The sequence below is a fragment of the Microbacterium sp. JZ31 genome (genome assembly GCF_016805985.1).
In the GTDB taxonomy this organism is placed as follows: Bacteria; Actinomycetota; Actinomycetes; order Actinomycetales; family Microbacteriaceae; genus Microbacterium.
Map to the genome: position 1 here is coordinate 259,537 of NZ_CP017661.1, position 16,182 is coordinate 275,718.

The 16,182-nt window shown below is 70.5% G+C and carries 11 protein-coding genes and 1 pseudogene; 6 read left to right on the forward strand and 6 right to left on the reverse strand.

Going from position 1 to position 16,182, the window contains the following annotated elements; genetic code table 11:
* Positions 1-44: 44 nt before the first annotated feature.
* The 4 genes from BJP60_RS01270 to BJP60_RS01285 all read right to left on the reverse strand — a co-directional run bounded on the left by BJP60_RS01270 (position 45) and on the right by BJP60_RS01285 (position 4,882).
* Positions 45-911: a glycerophosphodiester phosphodiesterase gene (locus BJP60_RS01270; protein ID WP_203137032.1), complete on the reverse strand. Its 867-nt coding sequence runs from the start codon at positions 909-911 to the stop codon at positions 45-47.
* 156 nt (positions 912-1,067) lie between these two features.
* Positions 1,068-1,451, reverse strand: coding sequence for a YchJ family protein (locus BJP60_RS01275; protein WP_203137033.1), 384 nt, complete (start codon positions 1,449-1,451; stop codon positions 1,068-1,070).
* A gap of 123 nt (positions 1,452-1,574) precedes the next feature.
* A complete protein-coding gene (locus tag BJP60_RS01280; RefSeq protein ID WP_203137035.1) occupies positions 1,575-4,172 on the reverse strand; it encodes an immune inhibitor A domain-containing protein in 2,598 nt (865 codons plus the stop codon).
* Between the two features lie 203 nt (positions 4,173-4,375).
* On the reverse strand, positions 4,376-4,882 hold the full coding sequence (locus BJP60_RS01285) for a hypothetical protein (RefSeq protein WP_203137037.1): 507 nt from the start codon (positions 4,880-4,882) through the stop codon (positions 4,376-4,378).
* Between the two features lie 88 nt (positions 4,883-4,970).
* Between BJP60_RS01285 and BJP60_RS01290 the strand changes: the two genes are divergently transcribed.
* Positions 4,971-5,507: a MarR family winged helix-turn-helix transcriptional regulator gene (locus BJP60_RS01290; RefSeq protein WP_203137038.1), complete on the forward strand. Its 537-nt coding sequence runs from the start codon at positions 4,971-4,973 to the stop codon at positions 5,505-5,507.
* 12 nt (positions 5,508-5,519) lie between these two features.
* Here the strand turns inward: BJP60_RS01290 and BJP60_RS01295 are convergent, their stop codons facing one another.
* Positions 5,520-6,956: an MFS transporter gene (locus BJP60_RS01295; RefSeq protein ID WP_203137039.1), complete on the reverse strand. Its 1,437-nt coding sequence runs from the start codon at positions 6,954-6,956 to the stop codon at positions 5,520-5,522.
* Between the two features lie 183 nt (positions 6,957-7,139).
* Between BJP60_RS01295 and dnaK the strand changes: the two genes are divergently transcribed.
* From dnaK to glgX, 5 genes and pseudogenes are all read left to right on the forward strand, one after another.
* The gene (gene dnaK / locus BJP60_RS01300; RefSeq protein WP_203137040.1) at positions 7,140-9,002 is read left to right on the forward strand and encodes a molecular chaperone DnaK; all 1,863 of its coding nucleotides are present in this window, start codon (positions 7,140-7,142) and stop codon (positions 9,000-9,002) included.
* Positions 9,002-9,697 (forward strand): nucleotide exchange factor GrpE, encoded by a 696-nt coding sequence (locus BJP60_RS01305; protein ID WP_203137041.1) that lies wholly within the window; start codon positions 9,002-9,004, stop codon positions 9,695-9,697. Before dnaK ends, BJP60_RS01305 begins: the two co-directional genes overlap by 1 nt.
* A 94-nt stretch (positions 9,698-9,791) precedes the next feature.
* Positions 9,792-10,775, forward strand: coding sequence for a DnaJ C-terminal domain-containing protein (locus BJP60_RS01310; RefSeq protein WP_203137043.1), 984 nt, complete (start codon positions 9,792-9,794; stop codon positions 10,773-10,775).
* Positions 10,776-10,917: 142 nt separating this feature from the next.
* A pseudogene (locus tag BJP60_RS01315) lies at positions 10,918-11,340 on the forward strand (heat shock protein transcriptional repressor HspR); the annotation flags it as partial.
* Between the two features lie 25 nt (positions 11,341-11,365).
* Positions 11,366-13,510, forward strand: a complete 2,145-nt coding sequence (gene glgX, locus BJP60_RS01320; protein WP_203137045.1) for a glycogen debranching protein GlgX — start codon at positions 11,366-11,368, stop codon at positions 13,508-13,510.
* Here glgX and glgP read toward each other — a convergent pair whose 3' ends face one another.
* The gene (gene glgP / locus BJP60_RS01325; RefSeq protein ID WP_203137047.1) at positions 13,511-16,084 is read right to left on the reverse strand and encodes an alpha-glucan family phosphorylase; all 2,574 of its coding nucleotides are present in this window, start codon (positions 16,082-16,084) and stop codon (positions 13,511-13,513) included. It lies immediately after the preceding gene.
* Positions 16,085-16,182: the final 98 nt, after the last annotated feature.

The window sequence follows — 16,182 nt, forward strand, 5'->3', positions numbered from 1 at the left end:
CGGCCCCGGCGAGACGTTCTCCGCCGGGGCCGCGCTCGTCCGGATCAGCGCCTGCTGCGCTCGTGCAGCAGCGCCTCGAGCACGTCGGGGGTGTTCGTGATGATGCCGTCGACGCCCGCGTCGAGCAGGCGCGTCATCGTCGGCACGTCGTTCACGGTCCAGACGTTGACGTCCATGCCGTTGGCGTGGACCTGGTCGATGTACGCCGGGGTGGCCTGTGTCGCGTTGGGGTTGACCTGCTCGGCCCATTCGGCGTACGCGGGCAGGTCGGCGACCGCCGGCGCCCCCAGCAGTCCGACGGGCGTCTCGGGCGCGAGCTCCGCGTACGTCTTCATCGAGTCCCAGTTGAAGCTCTGCACCGACAGCCGGTCGCTCGCCAGGGCCGACTTCACGTAGCCGGGGAACGAGGCGAACACGTCGATCACCTTCTGCTCGACGCCCGGGTACAGCTCGGGCGACTTGAGCTCCATGATGATCCCGGCCCGGCTCGAGCGCACCTGCGTCACCATCTCGGCGAGCGTGGGCACGGGTTCGCCGGCGAACTCCGGCCCGAACCACGACCCCGCGTCGAGCTGCTCGATCTCGGCGAGCGTGAAATCCCTCACGCGCCAGGGGGCGCGATCGGGGAAGACCTGCTCGACGTCGGTCGTGCGCGCCAGCGTGGTGTCGTGCATGAGGATCGTCTCGCCGTCCTTCGTGAGCTGAACGTCCGACTCGATCCAGGTCGCGCCCTGGTCGATGCCGAGCTGGAAGGCGGCGAGCGTGTTCTCCGGCGCGTAGGCCATCGCGCCACGGTGGGCGGTGGTCGCGACGGAGACCTTCTCGGGCTGTGCGGCGAAGGCCGGGGCGGACGAGCCGGCGATGGCGAGGGCGCCCGCGAGGGCGGAGACCGTGAGGTGACGGAGGCGCATGGCGATCGTTCCTTTTCGCTGGGGAGCGGTGGACGCGTTCCACGCTTCCCGGCGGGAGTGGCGCTCGAATGACCTCGGCCTGACAACTCGGCGACGACTCGCCCGGGCGGGTTGCGACCCGATGACATCCGCCTGACCATCAGGCGGCGAGGCGTGTCAGGCGGTCACGTCGCCGTCGACGTACACCCAGCGGCCACCGCGACGATCGAATCTCGCGTGCTCGGCGAGCGCCCCCATCATCGGGGCACCCGTGGCGCCGGTCTCGTAGATCGCGACGAAGTCCACGGTCGAGCCCTCGGCGGAGGTGACCTCGAGACCCGTCCAGCGCAGGAGCTCGTCGAACACCAGCTCGCCGGGCTGAGGGCGTGTGCGGGGGTGCCAGGTGCGCAGCAGATAGTCGGCGTCGTGCTTCGCATATGCGCTGTAGCGCGAGCGCATCAGCTCCTCCGGCGTCTCGGCGAGGCGTGCCCCCGCGTGCAGCGGGCCGCAGCAGGCGGCATAGGCGCGGCCCGAGCCGCAGGGGCAGGGCTCGAGCGTCACGCCGTCGCCGTCCTCACGCGCGCCATGTTCTCGTCGTCGTGGGCCATGAGATCAGCGTAGGGCGCGCGAAACGGCGAAGGCCGCGCCCCGGGCGGGACGCGGCCTTCGCGGCGTGGGATCGGATCAGCCGATCTTCTCCCAGGGGCCCCACTTTCCGCCGGGCGCCTGGTTGCGGGTCCACCACTTGGCCTCGTAGGTGGCGCCCTTGTACGTCACGACGTCGCCGCGGTTGAAGATGCGCGACGCCGTCCACGCCGGGACGCCGTTCTCGTCCTCGACGCCCAACTCCTGCCACGGACCGTAGGGGTTGCCGGGCTTCTGGCCCTTCGTCCACCACGTCGCCAGCCACTCGGCGCCCTTGTACGAGACGATCTCGCCGCCCTTGTACGTGGTCTTGGCATCCCACGCGGGCACGGCCGGCGCGTTCGCGGCACGCTCGACCGCGATGGTCATCGTGCCCTTCTTGCTGTTCTGCTCCGTGACCGTGATCGACGTGCCCGAGCCCGCGACGATCACGGAGTTCTGCGGGTTCTCCTCGTCGTAGTAGGCGTACGGATCGGTGTCGTCGAACGTCGACAGCGCCTTCTGCGAGCCGACCTTCAGGGTCGTCATGCCGGCCTCGGTCTCGCGGTGCAGCGAGATCCGGTCCGTCTTCTGCAGACCGAACGTCGCGTCGAACGACTGGATGCGGTTGCGGGCGACGGTGCCGTCCGACCACTTCAGCGCGGCCGCGCGGGCGTCGACCGGCAGGCTCTCGCCGCCGCCGGGGTGCACCGACGTGTTGTTGTCCGAGTACAGGCTGTTCGCGTACCAGACGAGCATGCCGTCCTGGTACGGGAAGTGCTCGACCCGGTCGGGCGAGGACAGCGGCCAGCCGAAGTTGTACGGACCGGTGCGCAGCGTGGTGTCGTAGCCGCCGTACACGCGGTTCTCCGCGATGTAGTAGTGGCTGTACGGCTGCATGTAGCCGCCGTTCTGGAGCCGCTCGAAGCCCTCGAGCGTCCAGTCGGAGGCGCCGTCGTCCGTGACGAGGGCGTCGCCGACCGCGATCGCGTCGACCTGGAAGCCGGGGTGCGTCTCGGCGACGTCGGTCCAGTAGCGGAAGCGCACCTGCGCGGTCTCACCCGCGAACGACGACAGGTCGGCGGTGAGCTCGGTCCAGCCCTCGGTCTCACCCGTGATGCCGAAGCCCGCGTTCTGCTTGTTCGGGTCGGTCGTGGTCGACAGGTTCGTCTCGACCGGCGCCCACGTGGTGCCGCCGTCGGTCGTGACCTCGAGGTACGCGTAGTCCCAGTCGGTCTCGATGTCGTACGACACCTGGGCCGTGAGCGCGCCGCCCGCGGGCACCTCGAACTCGGGGCTCGTGGCCGTGACATCGAGGTCGTCGCCCGCACCGGAGTACAGGTGCTGCGTGCCCTCGAAGGCGTCGCCCACCTCGATGAACTGCTGGCCGTCGGGCAGGTCGACGATCGCCGCCTGCGCGCCGCGCGTGTTCGCGTGGAAGGACGGCCCGAGGTTCACGGTGCCGTCGGCCTCCGCCTCGACGACCTCGTAGTCGAGCCAGCCGAGGAACAGCTTCTCGCTGGGGCCCATGTGGTTCGGCGTGGTGCCGATCGAGCCGTCGCCGTGACCGAGCCACGAGCCCGAGCTCATCAGCGTCCAGTACGCGGAGCCGTTGTCGCCGCCCGCCGTGTCGTAGAAGTCGGGCAGACCGAGGTCGTGGCCGAACTCGTGCGCGAACACGCCGAGGCCGCCGTTCTCCGGCTCGGTCGTGTAGTCGCGGATCCACACGTCGGAGTCGCCGATCTGCACGCCGCCGAGCGGGAGGTACTGCGACGGGCCCCATTCGCCGAGGCCGGCCTGGCCCGCGGCCCAGCGGTGCGACCAGATCGCCTCCGCCGGAGCACCGGCCTCCTCGCCCTCGCCGGAGTGCACGGCCTGGAAGTGATCGATGTAGCCGTCGGGCTCGTTGATGATCCCGTCGCCGTCCATGTCGTAGCGGTCCCAGATGTCGTACGAGTTGAGCTCGGCGACGATCTCGTCCTTGGTCCTGCCCGCCGCGATCTGCGCGTCGTACCAGGCGTCACCCGTGTCCTGGATGAACTGCGTCATCTGGTCCTGGGTCTCGCCCTCGTCCTCGCCGGTCTCGGGGTCGATGTAGTTGGACCCGTACGAGGCGGCGGTGCCGGGCAGCTGCACCCAGTCGCTCACGGCGCCCTCCACCGCGAAACGGCCGGAGGACATCTCGTCGTAGACGTCCTTGAACGACTCGCCCTCGCCGAAGAACATGTCCTCGAAGTGCGCCTTCGAGAAGTCCGGCAGCCAGTAGGTCGAGTTGTCCTCGGCGTCGGGCTCGGGGATCTGGTTGTGCGCCTGGTCGCTGAACTCGGCGAGGATCGTGAACAGCTGCGCCGTCTCGGCGGTGCCGTACTCGACGTACTCGCCGGGCCTGAGCTCGACGACGCGGCTCTCGTGGCGGTCCTTGCCGCGGGTCTTGACCTTCGCGTCGCCGGTCGCGACCAGCTCGGCCGCGCGCTGCTTCGTGGCGCTGCGCTTCTCGGCCAGCGCGTCCGGTCGGTTGTGGCGGTGCTCGTCGACTGTCGCCTGGTCGTGGTTCTCGACGTCGGGCGCAGGTGCTGCCGACGCCGCGGTCGGCACGAGGAGCGATCCGCTCAGCAGGATCGCCGCTGTGCCGATCGCGCAGGTGGTGCGTTTTTTCACTGTTCCTCCGGGGATAGAACCGAGCGGGGGCCGGACGGTCGCCGCTCGTCGCGCGTGGCTGAGTGCCTGAGGGCACCGGTGGGGACACGCGACCGATCCCAGAAGTGTCACAGTTTTCTCGTTACGGAGATATGAACCTTCCCGCTCACGAGAGCGGGATGGGGAGTGCTCCCCATCCCGCTTGCCAAACGGCGTGTGCGGTGTCAGCAGGCGTGCCCGCCGCCGCGGTCGAAGCCGTGCGGTCCGAAGCCGCGATGACCCGCGTGATGGGGCCCGGCGGCGAAGCCGCCACGGCCGTGGCCACGTCGGCCGAAGCCGCCCTGCCCGAAGCCGCCGTGCCCGAAGCCGCCGTCCTCGAACTCGTCGCGCCCGAAGCCGCCGCGCCCGAAGCCGCGGGGTCCGAAGCCGTGGCGGGGGTGCGAGCCACGGCCGCCCGACCCGAAGGCCCGGATCTCGTGCTCGTCGCCGAGCTCGCGCGCGATCGCCTCCAGCGTGCGGAGCGTGACCTCGAGGTCCTCGGCGGGAACCGCGGCTTCGATGCGCTCGCGCACGCCGCGGCGGCCGCCGTAGGCGCGCTCGCGGGCGATGAGCGCCTCGGCCGCGCGCAGCCAGAAGCGCAGGCGGCGTCCTCCGTTCTTGCCGGAGGTGTCGCTCCCCGCGTTGTCGTCGCGAGGGGTCTGGTCGGTGGTGTCGTCGATGTCGTTGCCCATGGGACTCCTTCTGATGTATGTCTTAGTGCATGTATATGCAGGATGACATGCATCCGGATCCATGTCAACACGCATGTATGTTTGTCGCATGACCGAGAGCCGGGACCCCGTCGCCCAGATCGCCGAAGCCCTCGCCCGCCTGCGCGGTCTCGGTCGCTTCGGCGGGCCGCCCTGGGCGGGGCGCTCCCCCTGGGACGTCCAATCGCGCGGCGGTCACCACCACGGCGGTCCCGAGCACCGCGGACACGGCGGCCCGTTCGCCGGCCCTCCGCACGGCGGCCCGCTCGGCCGGGGCGTCGCACGCCTGCGACTCCTCGAGGAGCTCGCGCGCGCCGGCGGCCCGCAGACGGTCGGCGCGCTCGCGGAGGCGCTCGGCGTGGACCAGCCGCGCGCGAGCCGCCTCGTGCAGGCGGCGGTTCAGATGGGCCTGGCGCGCCGTGAGGCGGACCCGTCCGATGCGCGGCGTACGCTCGTCGCGCTCACCGACCAGGGCCGCGCGATTGTCGACCGCAGCCGCGGCGCGAGGTCGGACGCCGTCTCGCGGGCCCTCGACGGCTTCAGTGCCGACGAGCGTGCTCAGCTCGCGTCGCTGCTGACCCGCCTCGCCGACGCCTGGCCGCGCTGATCCGGACGCCGCTCAGGCGCGCACGTGCGGCGGCAGCTTGACGAACAGCAGCAGGATCAGGCCGATCAGCAGGATCACTGCGATGCCGAGCACGCCGTAGACGATGCCGCCGAACCAGGCGAGGAACAGCGACCACGCGAGCGGGGAGAGGAACGACGCCACCCGGCCGGTGGTCGCGTAGAGGCCGAAGATCTCGCCCTGCATGCTCGGCGGCGTGAGCCGTGTGAGCAGGCCCCGGCTGGCGGCCTGCGCCGGGCCCACGAACGCGCACAGCAGCAGTCCGCAGATCCAGAACACGATCGACCCGAGGTCCTTGAGCAGGAACACGACGAACGCCATCGCGACCAGGCCCGTGAGGGCGATCACGATCAGCCGGCGCGGGCCGATCGCGTCGTCGATGCGGCCGGCGACGAGAGTCGAGACGCCCGCGACGAGGTTGGCCGCCAGCCCGAACACGATCACCTCGAGGAACGAGAAGCCGAAGCCCTGGGCCGCGAGCACGGCGCCGAAGGCGAACACGCCGGCGAGGCCGTCGCGGTACACGGCGGCGGCGAGCAGGAACCAGAAGGTCGGCCGATTCGTGCGGAACAGCTTGACGAGGTCGTGCGCGAGCACGGCGTAGGCGCGGAAGAAGCCGACCTTCTCCGACTCCGCGTAGGCGGGCGACTCGGGCACGTTCCGGAACATCGGGATCGAGAACACGAGCGTCCACACGCCGCAGATCACCGCGACGAGCTTGTAGGCGAGGGGATCGTCCTGTCCCAGCCCGAACAGCACGGGGATGCAGACGATCAGCGCGACGACGCCGCCGATGTACCCAAGTCCCCAGCCGAGCCCCGACACGCGACCCACCGTGGCGGGCGTGGAGACCTCGGAGAGCATCGCGTAGTAGCTGACGTTGCCGATCTCGGACACCACGGCGCCGATCGCGACCGCCAGCGCGCCGAACCAGAAGTACCGCGGGTCGGCCTCGACGAAGAACAGCGCGAACTGCACGAGCGCGATCGCGATCGTCGCGCCGATGAGCCACTTCTTCTTGCTGCCGCGGGCGTCGGCCTGCTGGCCGAGGACCGGGGCCAGGAGCAGGATGAGGATGCCCGCCGCGAAGTTCGCCCAGCCCCACCATTCCGAGAGGTCGGTGAGGCCCTGGCAGTAGGCGCTGTCCAGGTACTGCGCCTCGTTGCAGTTCATGTAGGAGCCGTCGGCGAGCAGGCCCGACTCGCGGACGGCGGGATCCAGGAACTGGCGCGAGGTCAGGTACAGCGCGATCCAGACGAACGTCAGGATGACCGTGTTGAAGGGCTGCATCGCCCAGTCCCACATCGCCCAGGAGGCGACGACCCTGCGCGAGGTCCGCTCCCCGTCCACGCCCCGGCCGATCGGTCCGAGCGCGCCGGTGCGCGCCGCGGTCGGCGGGGTCGTCTGAGGGGAGTCGGCGTCGCGCGTCATGCCATGAGGTTAGGGCCGACCGGTGAACAGCCGGTGCTTCGCCACAGGGCCGAGACATCCGAAAAGTTGAGCCGATTCATATCAAGTTATCTTTGACACGGTTCGGTGCTCGTCATATCCTTGAGTCAGCGCGGCTCAAGTCGCGCGAGAGCTTGACTCACCGTCCAGCAGAAGGAGCAGAACATGGCACGTGCTGTGGGTATCGACCTCGGAACGACCAACTCGGTCGTCAGCGTCCTCGAGGGCGGTGAGCCGAAGGTCATCGCCAACGCCGAGGGCTTCCGCACGACCCCCTCGGTCGTCGCGTTCACCAAGGACGGCGAGGTGCTGGTCGGCGAGACCGCCAAGCGCCAGGCCGTCACCAACGTCGACCGCACGATCGCGTCGGTCAAGCGCCACATCGGCACGGACTGGTCGTTCGACGTCGACGGCAAGAAGTACACGCCGCAGGAGATCTCGGCGCGCATCCTGATGAAGCTCAAGCGCGACGCCGAGCAGTACCTCGGCGACACCGTGACCGACGCCGTCATCACGGTTCCCGCGTACTTCAACGACGCCGAGCGCCAGGCGACCAAGGACGCCGGTGAGATTGCCGGTCTCAACGTGCTGCGCATCATCAACGAGCCCACCGCGGCGGCCCTCGCGTACGGTCTCGACAAGGGCAAGGAGGACGAGCTCATCCTCGTCTTCGACCTCGGTGGCGGCACGTTCGACGTGTCCCTCCTCGAGGTGGGCAAGGACGACGACTTCTCGACGATCCAGGTCCGCGCCACGGCCGGTGACAACCGCCTCGGCGGCGACGACTGGGACCAGCGCATCGTCGACCACCTGATCAAGCAGTTCAAGGCCACGAGCGGCGTCGACGTCTCGGGTGACAAGATCGCCCTGCAGCGCCTCAAGGAGGCCGCGGAGCAGGCGAAGAAGGAGCTGTCGAGCTCGACCTCGACCTCCATCAACCTGCCGTACCTGTCGCTCACCGAGTCGGGCCCCGTCTCGCTGTCCGAGACGCTCACGCGCGCCAAGTTCGAGGAGCTCACGAAGGACCTCCTCGAGCGCACCGTCAAGCCGTTCGAGGACGTCATCCGCGAGGCCGGCATCAAGGTCTCCGACATCGCCCACGTCGTGCTCGTCGGCGGCTCGACCCGCATGCCCGCCGTGTCGGACCTCGTCAAGCGCGAGACCGGCAAGGAGCCCAACAAGGGCGTGAACCCGGACGAGGTCGTCGCCGTCGGCGCCGCCCTGCAGGCCGGCGTCCTGAAGGGCGAGCGCAAGGACGTCCTGCTGATCGACGTGACGCCCCTGAGCCTCGGCATCGAGACCAAGGGCGGCATCATGACCAAGCTCATCGAGCGCAACACGGCCATCCCGACCAAGCGCAGCGAGACCTTCACGACGGCCGACGACAACCAGCCGTCGGTGTCGATCCAGGTGTTCCAGGGCGAGCGCGAGTTCACGCGCGACAACAAGCCGCTCGGCACGTTCGACCTGACCGACATCGCGCCCGCGCCGCGCGGCGTGCCGCAGATCGAGGTCACGTTCGACATCGACGCCAACGGCATCGTGCACGTGTCCGCCAAGGACAAGGGCACCGGCAAGGAGCAGTCGATGACGATCACCGGCGGCTCGTCGCTGCCGAAGGACGACATCGAGCGCATGGTGCGCGAGGCCGAGGAGCACGCGGCCGAGGACAAGAAGCGCCGCGAGGCCGCCGAGGTCCGCAACCAGGCCGAGACGCTGTCCTACTCGATCGAGAAGCTCATCAAGGACAACGAGGACAAGCTGCCCGCCGACGTCAAGGAGTCGGTGCAGGCGGATGTCGACGAGCTCAAGAAGGCCCTGGCCGGCGACGACGACGAGGCCGTGAAGACCGCGTTCGACAAGCTGAACCAGAGCCAGACCAAGCTGGGCGAGGCGATCTACTCGCAGGCGCAGGCCGAGCAGGCCGCCCCCGCGGGCGACGCCCCGACCGGTGACCAGAACGCCGCCTCCGACGACGACGTGATCGACGCCGAGGTGGTCGAGGACGACGAGGACAAGAAGAGCTGATGACCGCCAAGGACTTCGAACAGCCCGCGAACGACGACGGCGACGAGGTCCAGCCTGAGGCCGAGGGGGCGGGCGCGCACGACGCGACCGCCCCCGAGGCGCGGGAGGGGACCTCAGACCGGAGCGCTCAGGATCAGGATGCGCCGGTCGCCGACGAGGACGCCGCGAACACCGCGGACGGCCCCGGCGGAGCCGCGCAGGGCGAGCCCGAGCTCACGGTCGACGACATCCTGAACATGGGTCAGTCGGACGAGGCCGCCGAGCACGACAAGACCGACCACGAGACGCAGCTGCTGCACGACCTCAAGCGCCTGCAGGCGGAGTACGCCAACTACCGCCGGCGCACCGAGGAGCAGCGCCACGTCGAGATCGCGCGCGCCAAGGGCGAGGCCGTGAAGGGCCTCATCCCGGTGCTCGACGACCTCGACCGCGCCGACAAGCACGGCGACCTCGCCGAGGGCACGCCCTTCGCCGCGATCGCCGAGAAGGTGCGCGCCGTGGCCGAGCGCATGGGCCTCGTCGCCTACGGCGCGGCGGGCGAGACGTTCGACCCGCAGCAGCACGAGGCGATCTTCCAGCAGCCCGTCCCCGGCGCCACGGAGACCACGATCCTCGAGGTCGTCGAGCTCGGCTACCGACTCGGCGACATCGAGCTGCGCGCCGCGAAGGTCGTCGTCGCGGTCCCGGCAGACTGAGTCACCGCGGGCCCGCAGGGCCCGTCCGTCCGGTCGTTGAGCGAGGAGCGTCAGCGACGAGTCGAAACGGTCTTAACGTCCGAAGAAGGTGAGCATGGCCAGTCAGGACTGGTTCGAGAAGGACTTCTACAAGGTCCTGGGTGTGTCGAAGGACGTCTCCGCGTCCGACCTGAAGAAGACCTATCGCAAGCTCGCGCGGCAGTATCACCCGGACTCCAATCCGGGTGATGCCGCCGCCGAGGCGAAGTTCAAGGAGATCAGCGAGGCGTACGGCGTCCTGTCGGACCCGAAGCAGCGCGAGGAGTACGACCAGATCCGCGCGATGGGCTCGGGCGCGCGCTTCACGGCCGGCGGCGGCACAGCGGGCGGCTTCGACGACGTCTTCAGCGCGTTCACGCAGAACCGCGGATCCGCGCAGGACTTCGACGACATCTTCGCGATGTTCAACCAGGGCGGCGGCGGGGGCCGCTTCGGCTCGGGCGGCTTCGGCCGCGCGAGCGGCGGCTTCCGGGGCTTCGGCGGTCCGCAGAAGGGCGCGGACGTGCGCGCCCGCACGACGATCGACTTCGTCACGGCGGCCAAGGGCGAGACGATCTCGCTGCAGAGCGAGGACGGCAAGCCGTTCAAGATTAAGGTGCCCGCCGGCGTGGCCGACGGGCAGAAGATCCGCCTGCGCGGCAAGGGCCGCCCGTCCCCGGACGGCGGCGAGGCGGGCGACATCGTCGTGGAGATCTCGGTGCGGCCGCATCCGGTGTTCACGCGCGAGGGCCTGAACCTCCGCGTCGTCGTGCCCGTGACGTTCGCGGAGGCGGCGCTCGGAGCGACGATCGAGGTGCCGACGCTGGGCGGCGATCCGGTCAAGCTGCGCGTCGCGCCCGGCACGCCGTCGGGCCGCGTGCTGCGCGTCAAGGGCCGCGGGATCGCGTCGCAGAAGGGCACGGGCGATCTGCTCGCCGAGGTGCAGGTGGTCGTGCCCGCGCACCTCGACGACGACGCGCGCGAGGCGCTCTCCCGCTTCGTGGAGGTGGGGCCGCAGGGCAACCCCCGCGCCGACCTGATGGACAAGGCGTCCTCATGATCTCGCACCTTGAGCAAGGGAGCGAAGCAACCGCGCCGAAAAGCGGAGACCTCTGCCGAGGCGATCGACATCGCGTTTCGACTCGCTTCGCTCGCTCAACGAACAGATAGTGGGACAGACAGGAAGGGCCGAGGAGGTGCGGATGAGCGACTCGTACGAGATCGACGAGGACGCGCCCGTCTTCGCGATCGCGGTCGCGGCCGAGCTGGCGGGCATGCATCCGCAGACCCTGCGGCAGTACGACCGCATCGGCCTCGTCGTGCCGGGCCGCACGCCCGGCGGTTCGCGCCGCTACTCGGCGCGCAACATCGCCCAGCTGCGTGAGGTCGCACGGCTGTCGGGCGACGGCGTGAGCCTCGCCGCGATCGCCCGCATGCTCGACCTGGAGGACGAGGTGCGCGACCTGCGCCGGCGCGTGCGCGACCTCGAGCAGGCCCTGCAAGCCGAGCGCGCGTCGCGTCCCGGCGCGCGCGTGTTCGCGGCGGGGGCCACGGGCTCCGTCGTGACGCTGCGGGCGGGCACGCGCGTGCGCCGCAGCGCGGAGCTGATGCTGTGGTCGCCCCGCGGGCGGGGGACGAGGGCGCGAGCCGATGACGCCCGTCACCTGGCGCGAACTGGGTCAGACGGCACCCGTCTGGCCCGGCCGTCCCTGGCCCCTCGGCGCCGGCTGGTCGCCCGAGGTCACGAACTTCGCCGTCTACGCTCCCGACGCCACGCGCGTCGAGCTCTGCCTGTTCGACGACGCGGATCACGAGACGCGACACGAGCTGACGGAGCAGTCGCTCGGCATCTGGCACGGCGCGCTGCCCGGCATCCGGCCCGGGCAGCGCTACGGCTACCGCGTGGACGGACCCTGGGATCCGGCGAACGGCCTGCGCTTCAACCCGCACAAGCTGCTGCTCGACCCCTACGGCCTCGCCACGTCCGGCACCGTCATCCCCGAGCAGCCGATCTACGGCGCCAGGGAGGGCGATCCGGCCGTCCGCGACGACACCGACTCGGCGGCGTACACGGCTCGCAGCGTCGTCGTCGACCCGTCGTTCGACTGGGAGGGCGACAGGCGGATCGCCCGCCGGTTCCGCGACACGGTGATCTACGAGCTTCACGTGAAGGGCTTCACGAAGCTGCACGACCGGATCCCCGAGGAGCTGCGCGGCACGTACGCGGGACTTGGGCATCCGACCGTGACGTCGTATCTGCGCGACCTCGGCGTGACCGCCGTCGAGCTGCTGCCCGTGCAGCACTTCGTGTCGGAGCCCGCGCTGAGCGAGCGGGGACTGAAGAACTACTGGGGCTACAACACGATCTCGTACTTCGCGCCCGAGGCGTCGTACAGCTCGTCCGGCGACCGGGGCGGGCAGGTCGCCGAGTTCAAGAGCATGGTCAAGGCCCTGCACCGCGAGGGCATCGAGGTGATCCTCGACGTCGTCTACAACCACACGGCCGAGGCCGGTCCCGACGGGCCCACGCTGTCGTTCCGCGGCCTCGACGACCGCGGCTTCTACAAGCGCGTGATCCCCGCGGACGGCGGCTTCGACGACCGCTACTGGGACGTCACGGGCTGCGGCAACACGGTCGACGCGTGGAATCCCCTCGCGCTGCGGATGATCCTCGACTCACTGCGCTACTGGGTCACCGAGATGCACGTCGACGGGTTCCGCTTCGACCTGATGTCCGCCCTGACCCGCACCGGCTACGACGTCGACTTCAACTGCGCCCTCCTCATCGCGATCGACCAGGACCCGATCCTGCGTCACGTCAAGCTGATCGCCGAGCCGTGGGACGTGTCGATGGACGGCTACCTCGTGGGGCGCATGCCCCCGCAGTGGGCCGAGTGGAACGACAAGTTCCGCGACACGGTGCGCGACTACTGGCGCACGCGCGCACCCATCCACGCGTTCGCGACGCGCCTGGCCGGATCCAGCGATCTCTACGCGGACGACGGCCGCACGGCCTCCAACAGCATCAACTTCGTCACGGCGCACGACGGCTTCACGGTGCGCGACCTCGTGTCGTACGAGCACAAGCACAACGAGGCCAATGGCGAGGACAACCGCGACGGCACCGACAACAACCGCTCGTCGAACCACGGCGTCGAGGGGGAGACCGACGATGCCGGCATCGTCGCGCTGCGCCGGCGGCAGGCCGCGAACCTCATGGCGACCCTGTGCCTGTCGAACGGCGTGCCGATGATCACCGCCGGCGACGAGCGCGGGCGCACGCAGGGCGGCAACAACAACGCCTACTGCCAGGACAACGAGGTCTCGTGGGTCGACTGGAGCGCCGACGACGCGTGGCTCGACGTGTACGAGATCACGAAGACCGCGCTGCGCCTGCGCCGCGAGCATCCGGCCCTGCGTCAGCGGCACTGGTTCGAGGGGCAGCCGACCATCCCGGACGGCCCCCGCGACCTGGCCTGGCTGCACCCGAACGGCGGGCTGATGCGGGACGAGGACTGGGCGGACGGCGGCCTGCACACGCTCGGCATGTTCGTGTCCGGCCGGCCGCTGCGCGAGCCGGGACCGCACGGCGAGCAGCAGATCGACAACTCGTTCCTGCTCTGGTTCAACGCGAGCGAGATCGAGGTCGAGGCCGTGCTGCGCGACAACGAGTGGGTGCGCCACGGCGAGATCGTGCTCTCCACGGATCCCGGAAATCCCGTCGGGGCGCGCACGGAGGCGGGAACGAGCCTGCGGCTCGCCCCGCGCTCCGTCGTCGTGATGCGCTCGCTCTGACTACGCCAGCGCCGCGAGACCCAGCTCGGCCGTCGAGGCGAGCTGCGGGTTCCTCGGCACCACGCGCACGGTGTAGCCGAACGGGCCCGCGCGATCCAGGCGCACCGAGCCGGCGAAGGACGAGCGACCGCCCGCGAACGTCTCCTCGGGCGCGAGGGACGTGACCTGCACCGCGCTGATCTGGTCGTCGCCCTCCGCGCGGCCGTAGATCAGCTGCACCTCGACGTCGTCCGGCGACAGGCCGCCCAGCGCGACGTGCGCCTGCACGGACAGCTCGGCGCCCACCTCGGCCGCCTCGTCCACGCCGTGCGACTCGACGTGCTCGACGCGCACGCCCTGCCACGCGTCGCGCACGCGGCGCTTCCAGGCCGACAGCTCGACCGCGCCGCCGAAGTCGGCGCCCAGCCTGCGCGCGGATTCGGCAGCCGGCGCGTACAGCCCCCGCACGTAGTCGCGCACCATGCGCGTGGCGAGCACCTTCGGTCCGAGCGACTCGAGCGTGTGCCGCATCATCTCCATCCACCGCACGGGCACGCCGTCGCCGTTGCGGTCGTAGAACCGCGGCGCGATCTCGCGCTCGATCAGGTCGTACAGCGCCGCGGCCTCGAGGTCGTCGCGCTTGTCCGGATCGCCGACGCCGTCGGCCGACGGGATCGCCCAGCCGTTCTCGCCGTCGTACCACTCGTCCCACCAGCCGTCGAGGATCGAGAGGTTGAGGCCGCCGTTGAGCGCGGCCTTCATGCCGCTCGTGCCGCACGCCTCGTACGGGCGCAGCGGATTGTTCAGCCACACGTCGCAGCCCGGGTAGAGCTGCTGCGCCATGGCGATGTCGTAGTTCGGCAGGAACACGATGCGGTGACGCACGTCGGCGCCGTCCGCGAAGCGGACGAGATCCTGGATCAGCCGCTTGCCGCCCTCGTCGGCGGGATGCGCCTTGCCCGCGATCACGAGCTGCACGGGGCGCTTCGGATCCAGCAGGAGGCGCTTCAGGCGCTCGGGGTCGCGCAGCATGAGCGTCAGGCGCTTGTACGACGGCACACGCCGCGCGAAGCCGATCGTGAGCACGTCGGGGGAGAGCGCCTCGTCGATCCAGCCGAGCTCCGCCTCGACCGCGCCCCGCTTGACCCACGACGCACGCAGGCGCGCACGGGCATCCCGCACCAGCCGCGCGCGCAGCTCGCGCTTGGCGCTCCACACGCGGGTGAAGGGCACCTGGTCGATCGTGCGCGCGAACGCCTCCCGGTCGCCGTCGATGTCGGCGCCGACCTCGTCGAGCATCTCGCGGAACTCCCGTGCGAGCCATGTCGGCAGGTGCACGCCGTTCGTGATCGACCCGATGGGCACCTCCGCCTCGTCGAACGCGGGCCACAGGCCGTTGAACATGTCGCGGCTGACGTGGCCGTGCAGCTGCGAGACGCCGTTGGCCCGCTGCGCGAGCCGGAAGCCCATGACCGCCATGTTGAACATCGCGGGGTCGCCGCCCGCGTAGTCCTCCCTGCCGAGCGCCAGGACGCGCTCGGTCGCCACGCCCGGCAGGACGCCGCCGTCGGTCGCGAAGTACTGCGCGATCAGGGTGCGATCGAACCGGTCGATGCCGGCCGGCACGGGCGTGTGCGTCGTGAACACGGTCGACGCGCGCGCCACCTCGAGCGCGTCGTCGAAGCCGAGGCCCGCGTCGCCCGCCGCCACCGTGAGCTCGCGGATCCGCTCGAGGCCCTGGAACCCGGCGTGCCCCTCGTTGGTGTGGTAGACCTCGGGCACCGGCGCGCCCGTGAGGCGGCTGAAGGCGCGGAGCGCCCGCACGCCGCCCACGCCGAGCAGCAGCTCCTGACGCAGCCGGTGCTCGCTGCCGCCGCCGTACAGCCGATCCGTCACGTCCGTGTAGTGATCCGGGTTCTGCTCCACGTCGGTGTCGAGCAGCAGCAGCGGCACCCGGCCGACGCGCGCGACCCAGATGCGCGCGCACAGGTCGGGGCCGCCGGGCATCGCGATCGCGATCTGCGTCGGGGTGCCGTCCTCCTCGCGCAGCGCCGTGATCGGCATCTCGTCGGGATCGAGCACGGGGTACGACTCCTGCTGCCAGCCCTCGCGCGACAGCGACTGCGCGAAGTAGCCGTGCCGGTACAGCAGGCCCACGCCGATGATCGGCACGCCGAGGTCGCTCGCGGCCTTGAGATGGTCGCCGGCGAGGATGCCGAGGCCCCCCGAATACTGCGGCAGCGCGGCGGCGATGCCGAACTCGGGCGAGAAGTACGCGATGGCGCGCGGGCCCTCGGGCACGTCGCGGCGGTACCAGAGGTCGTCGGCGAGGTAGGCGCGCAGGTCGTCGCGCACGCGACCCAGGCGGGCGATGAACTCGGCGTCGGTCGCGAGCTCGTCGAAGCGCGACGGCGTGACCGCGCCGAGCAGGCGGACCGGATCCTGCAGCTCGCTCCAGAGCTGCGGATCGACGTGGGCGAACACGTCCTGCGTCTCGGCATGCCAGCACCAGCGGAGGTTGCCGGCGAGCTCTCCGAGCGCCTCGAGCGGCTCGGGCAGTACGGGGCGGACGGTGAATCGTCGGATCGCACGCATGAGCCCAAATTAACCAACGCGGCGGCGCGCTCGACAGGATCCGCAGATGTCGCGTGCGTGAAGTCCGCGCTCGCGATTACACCTTCCGTGAACGCCCG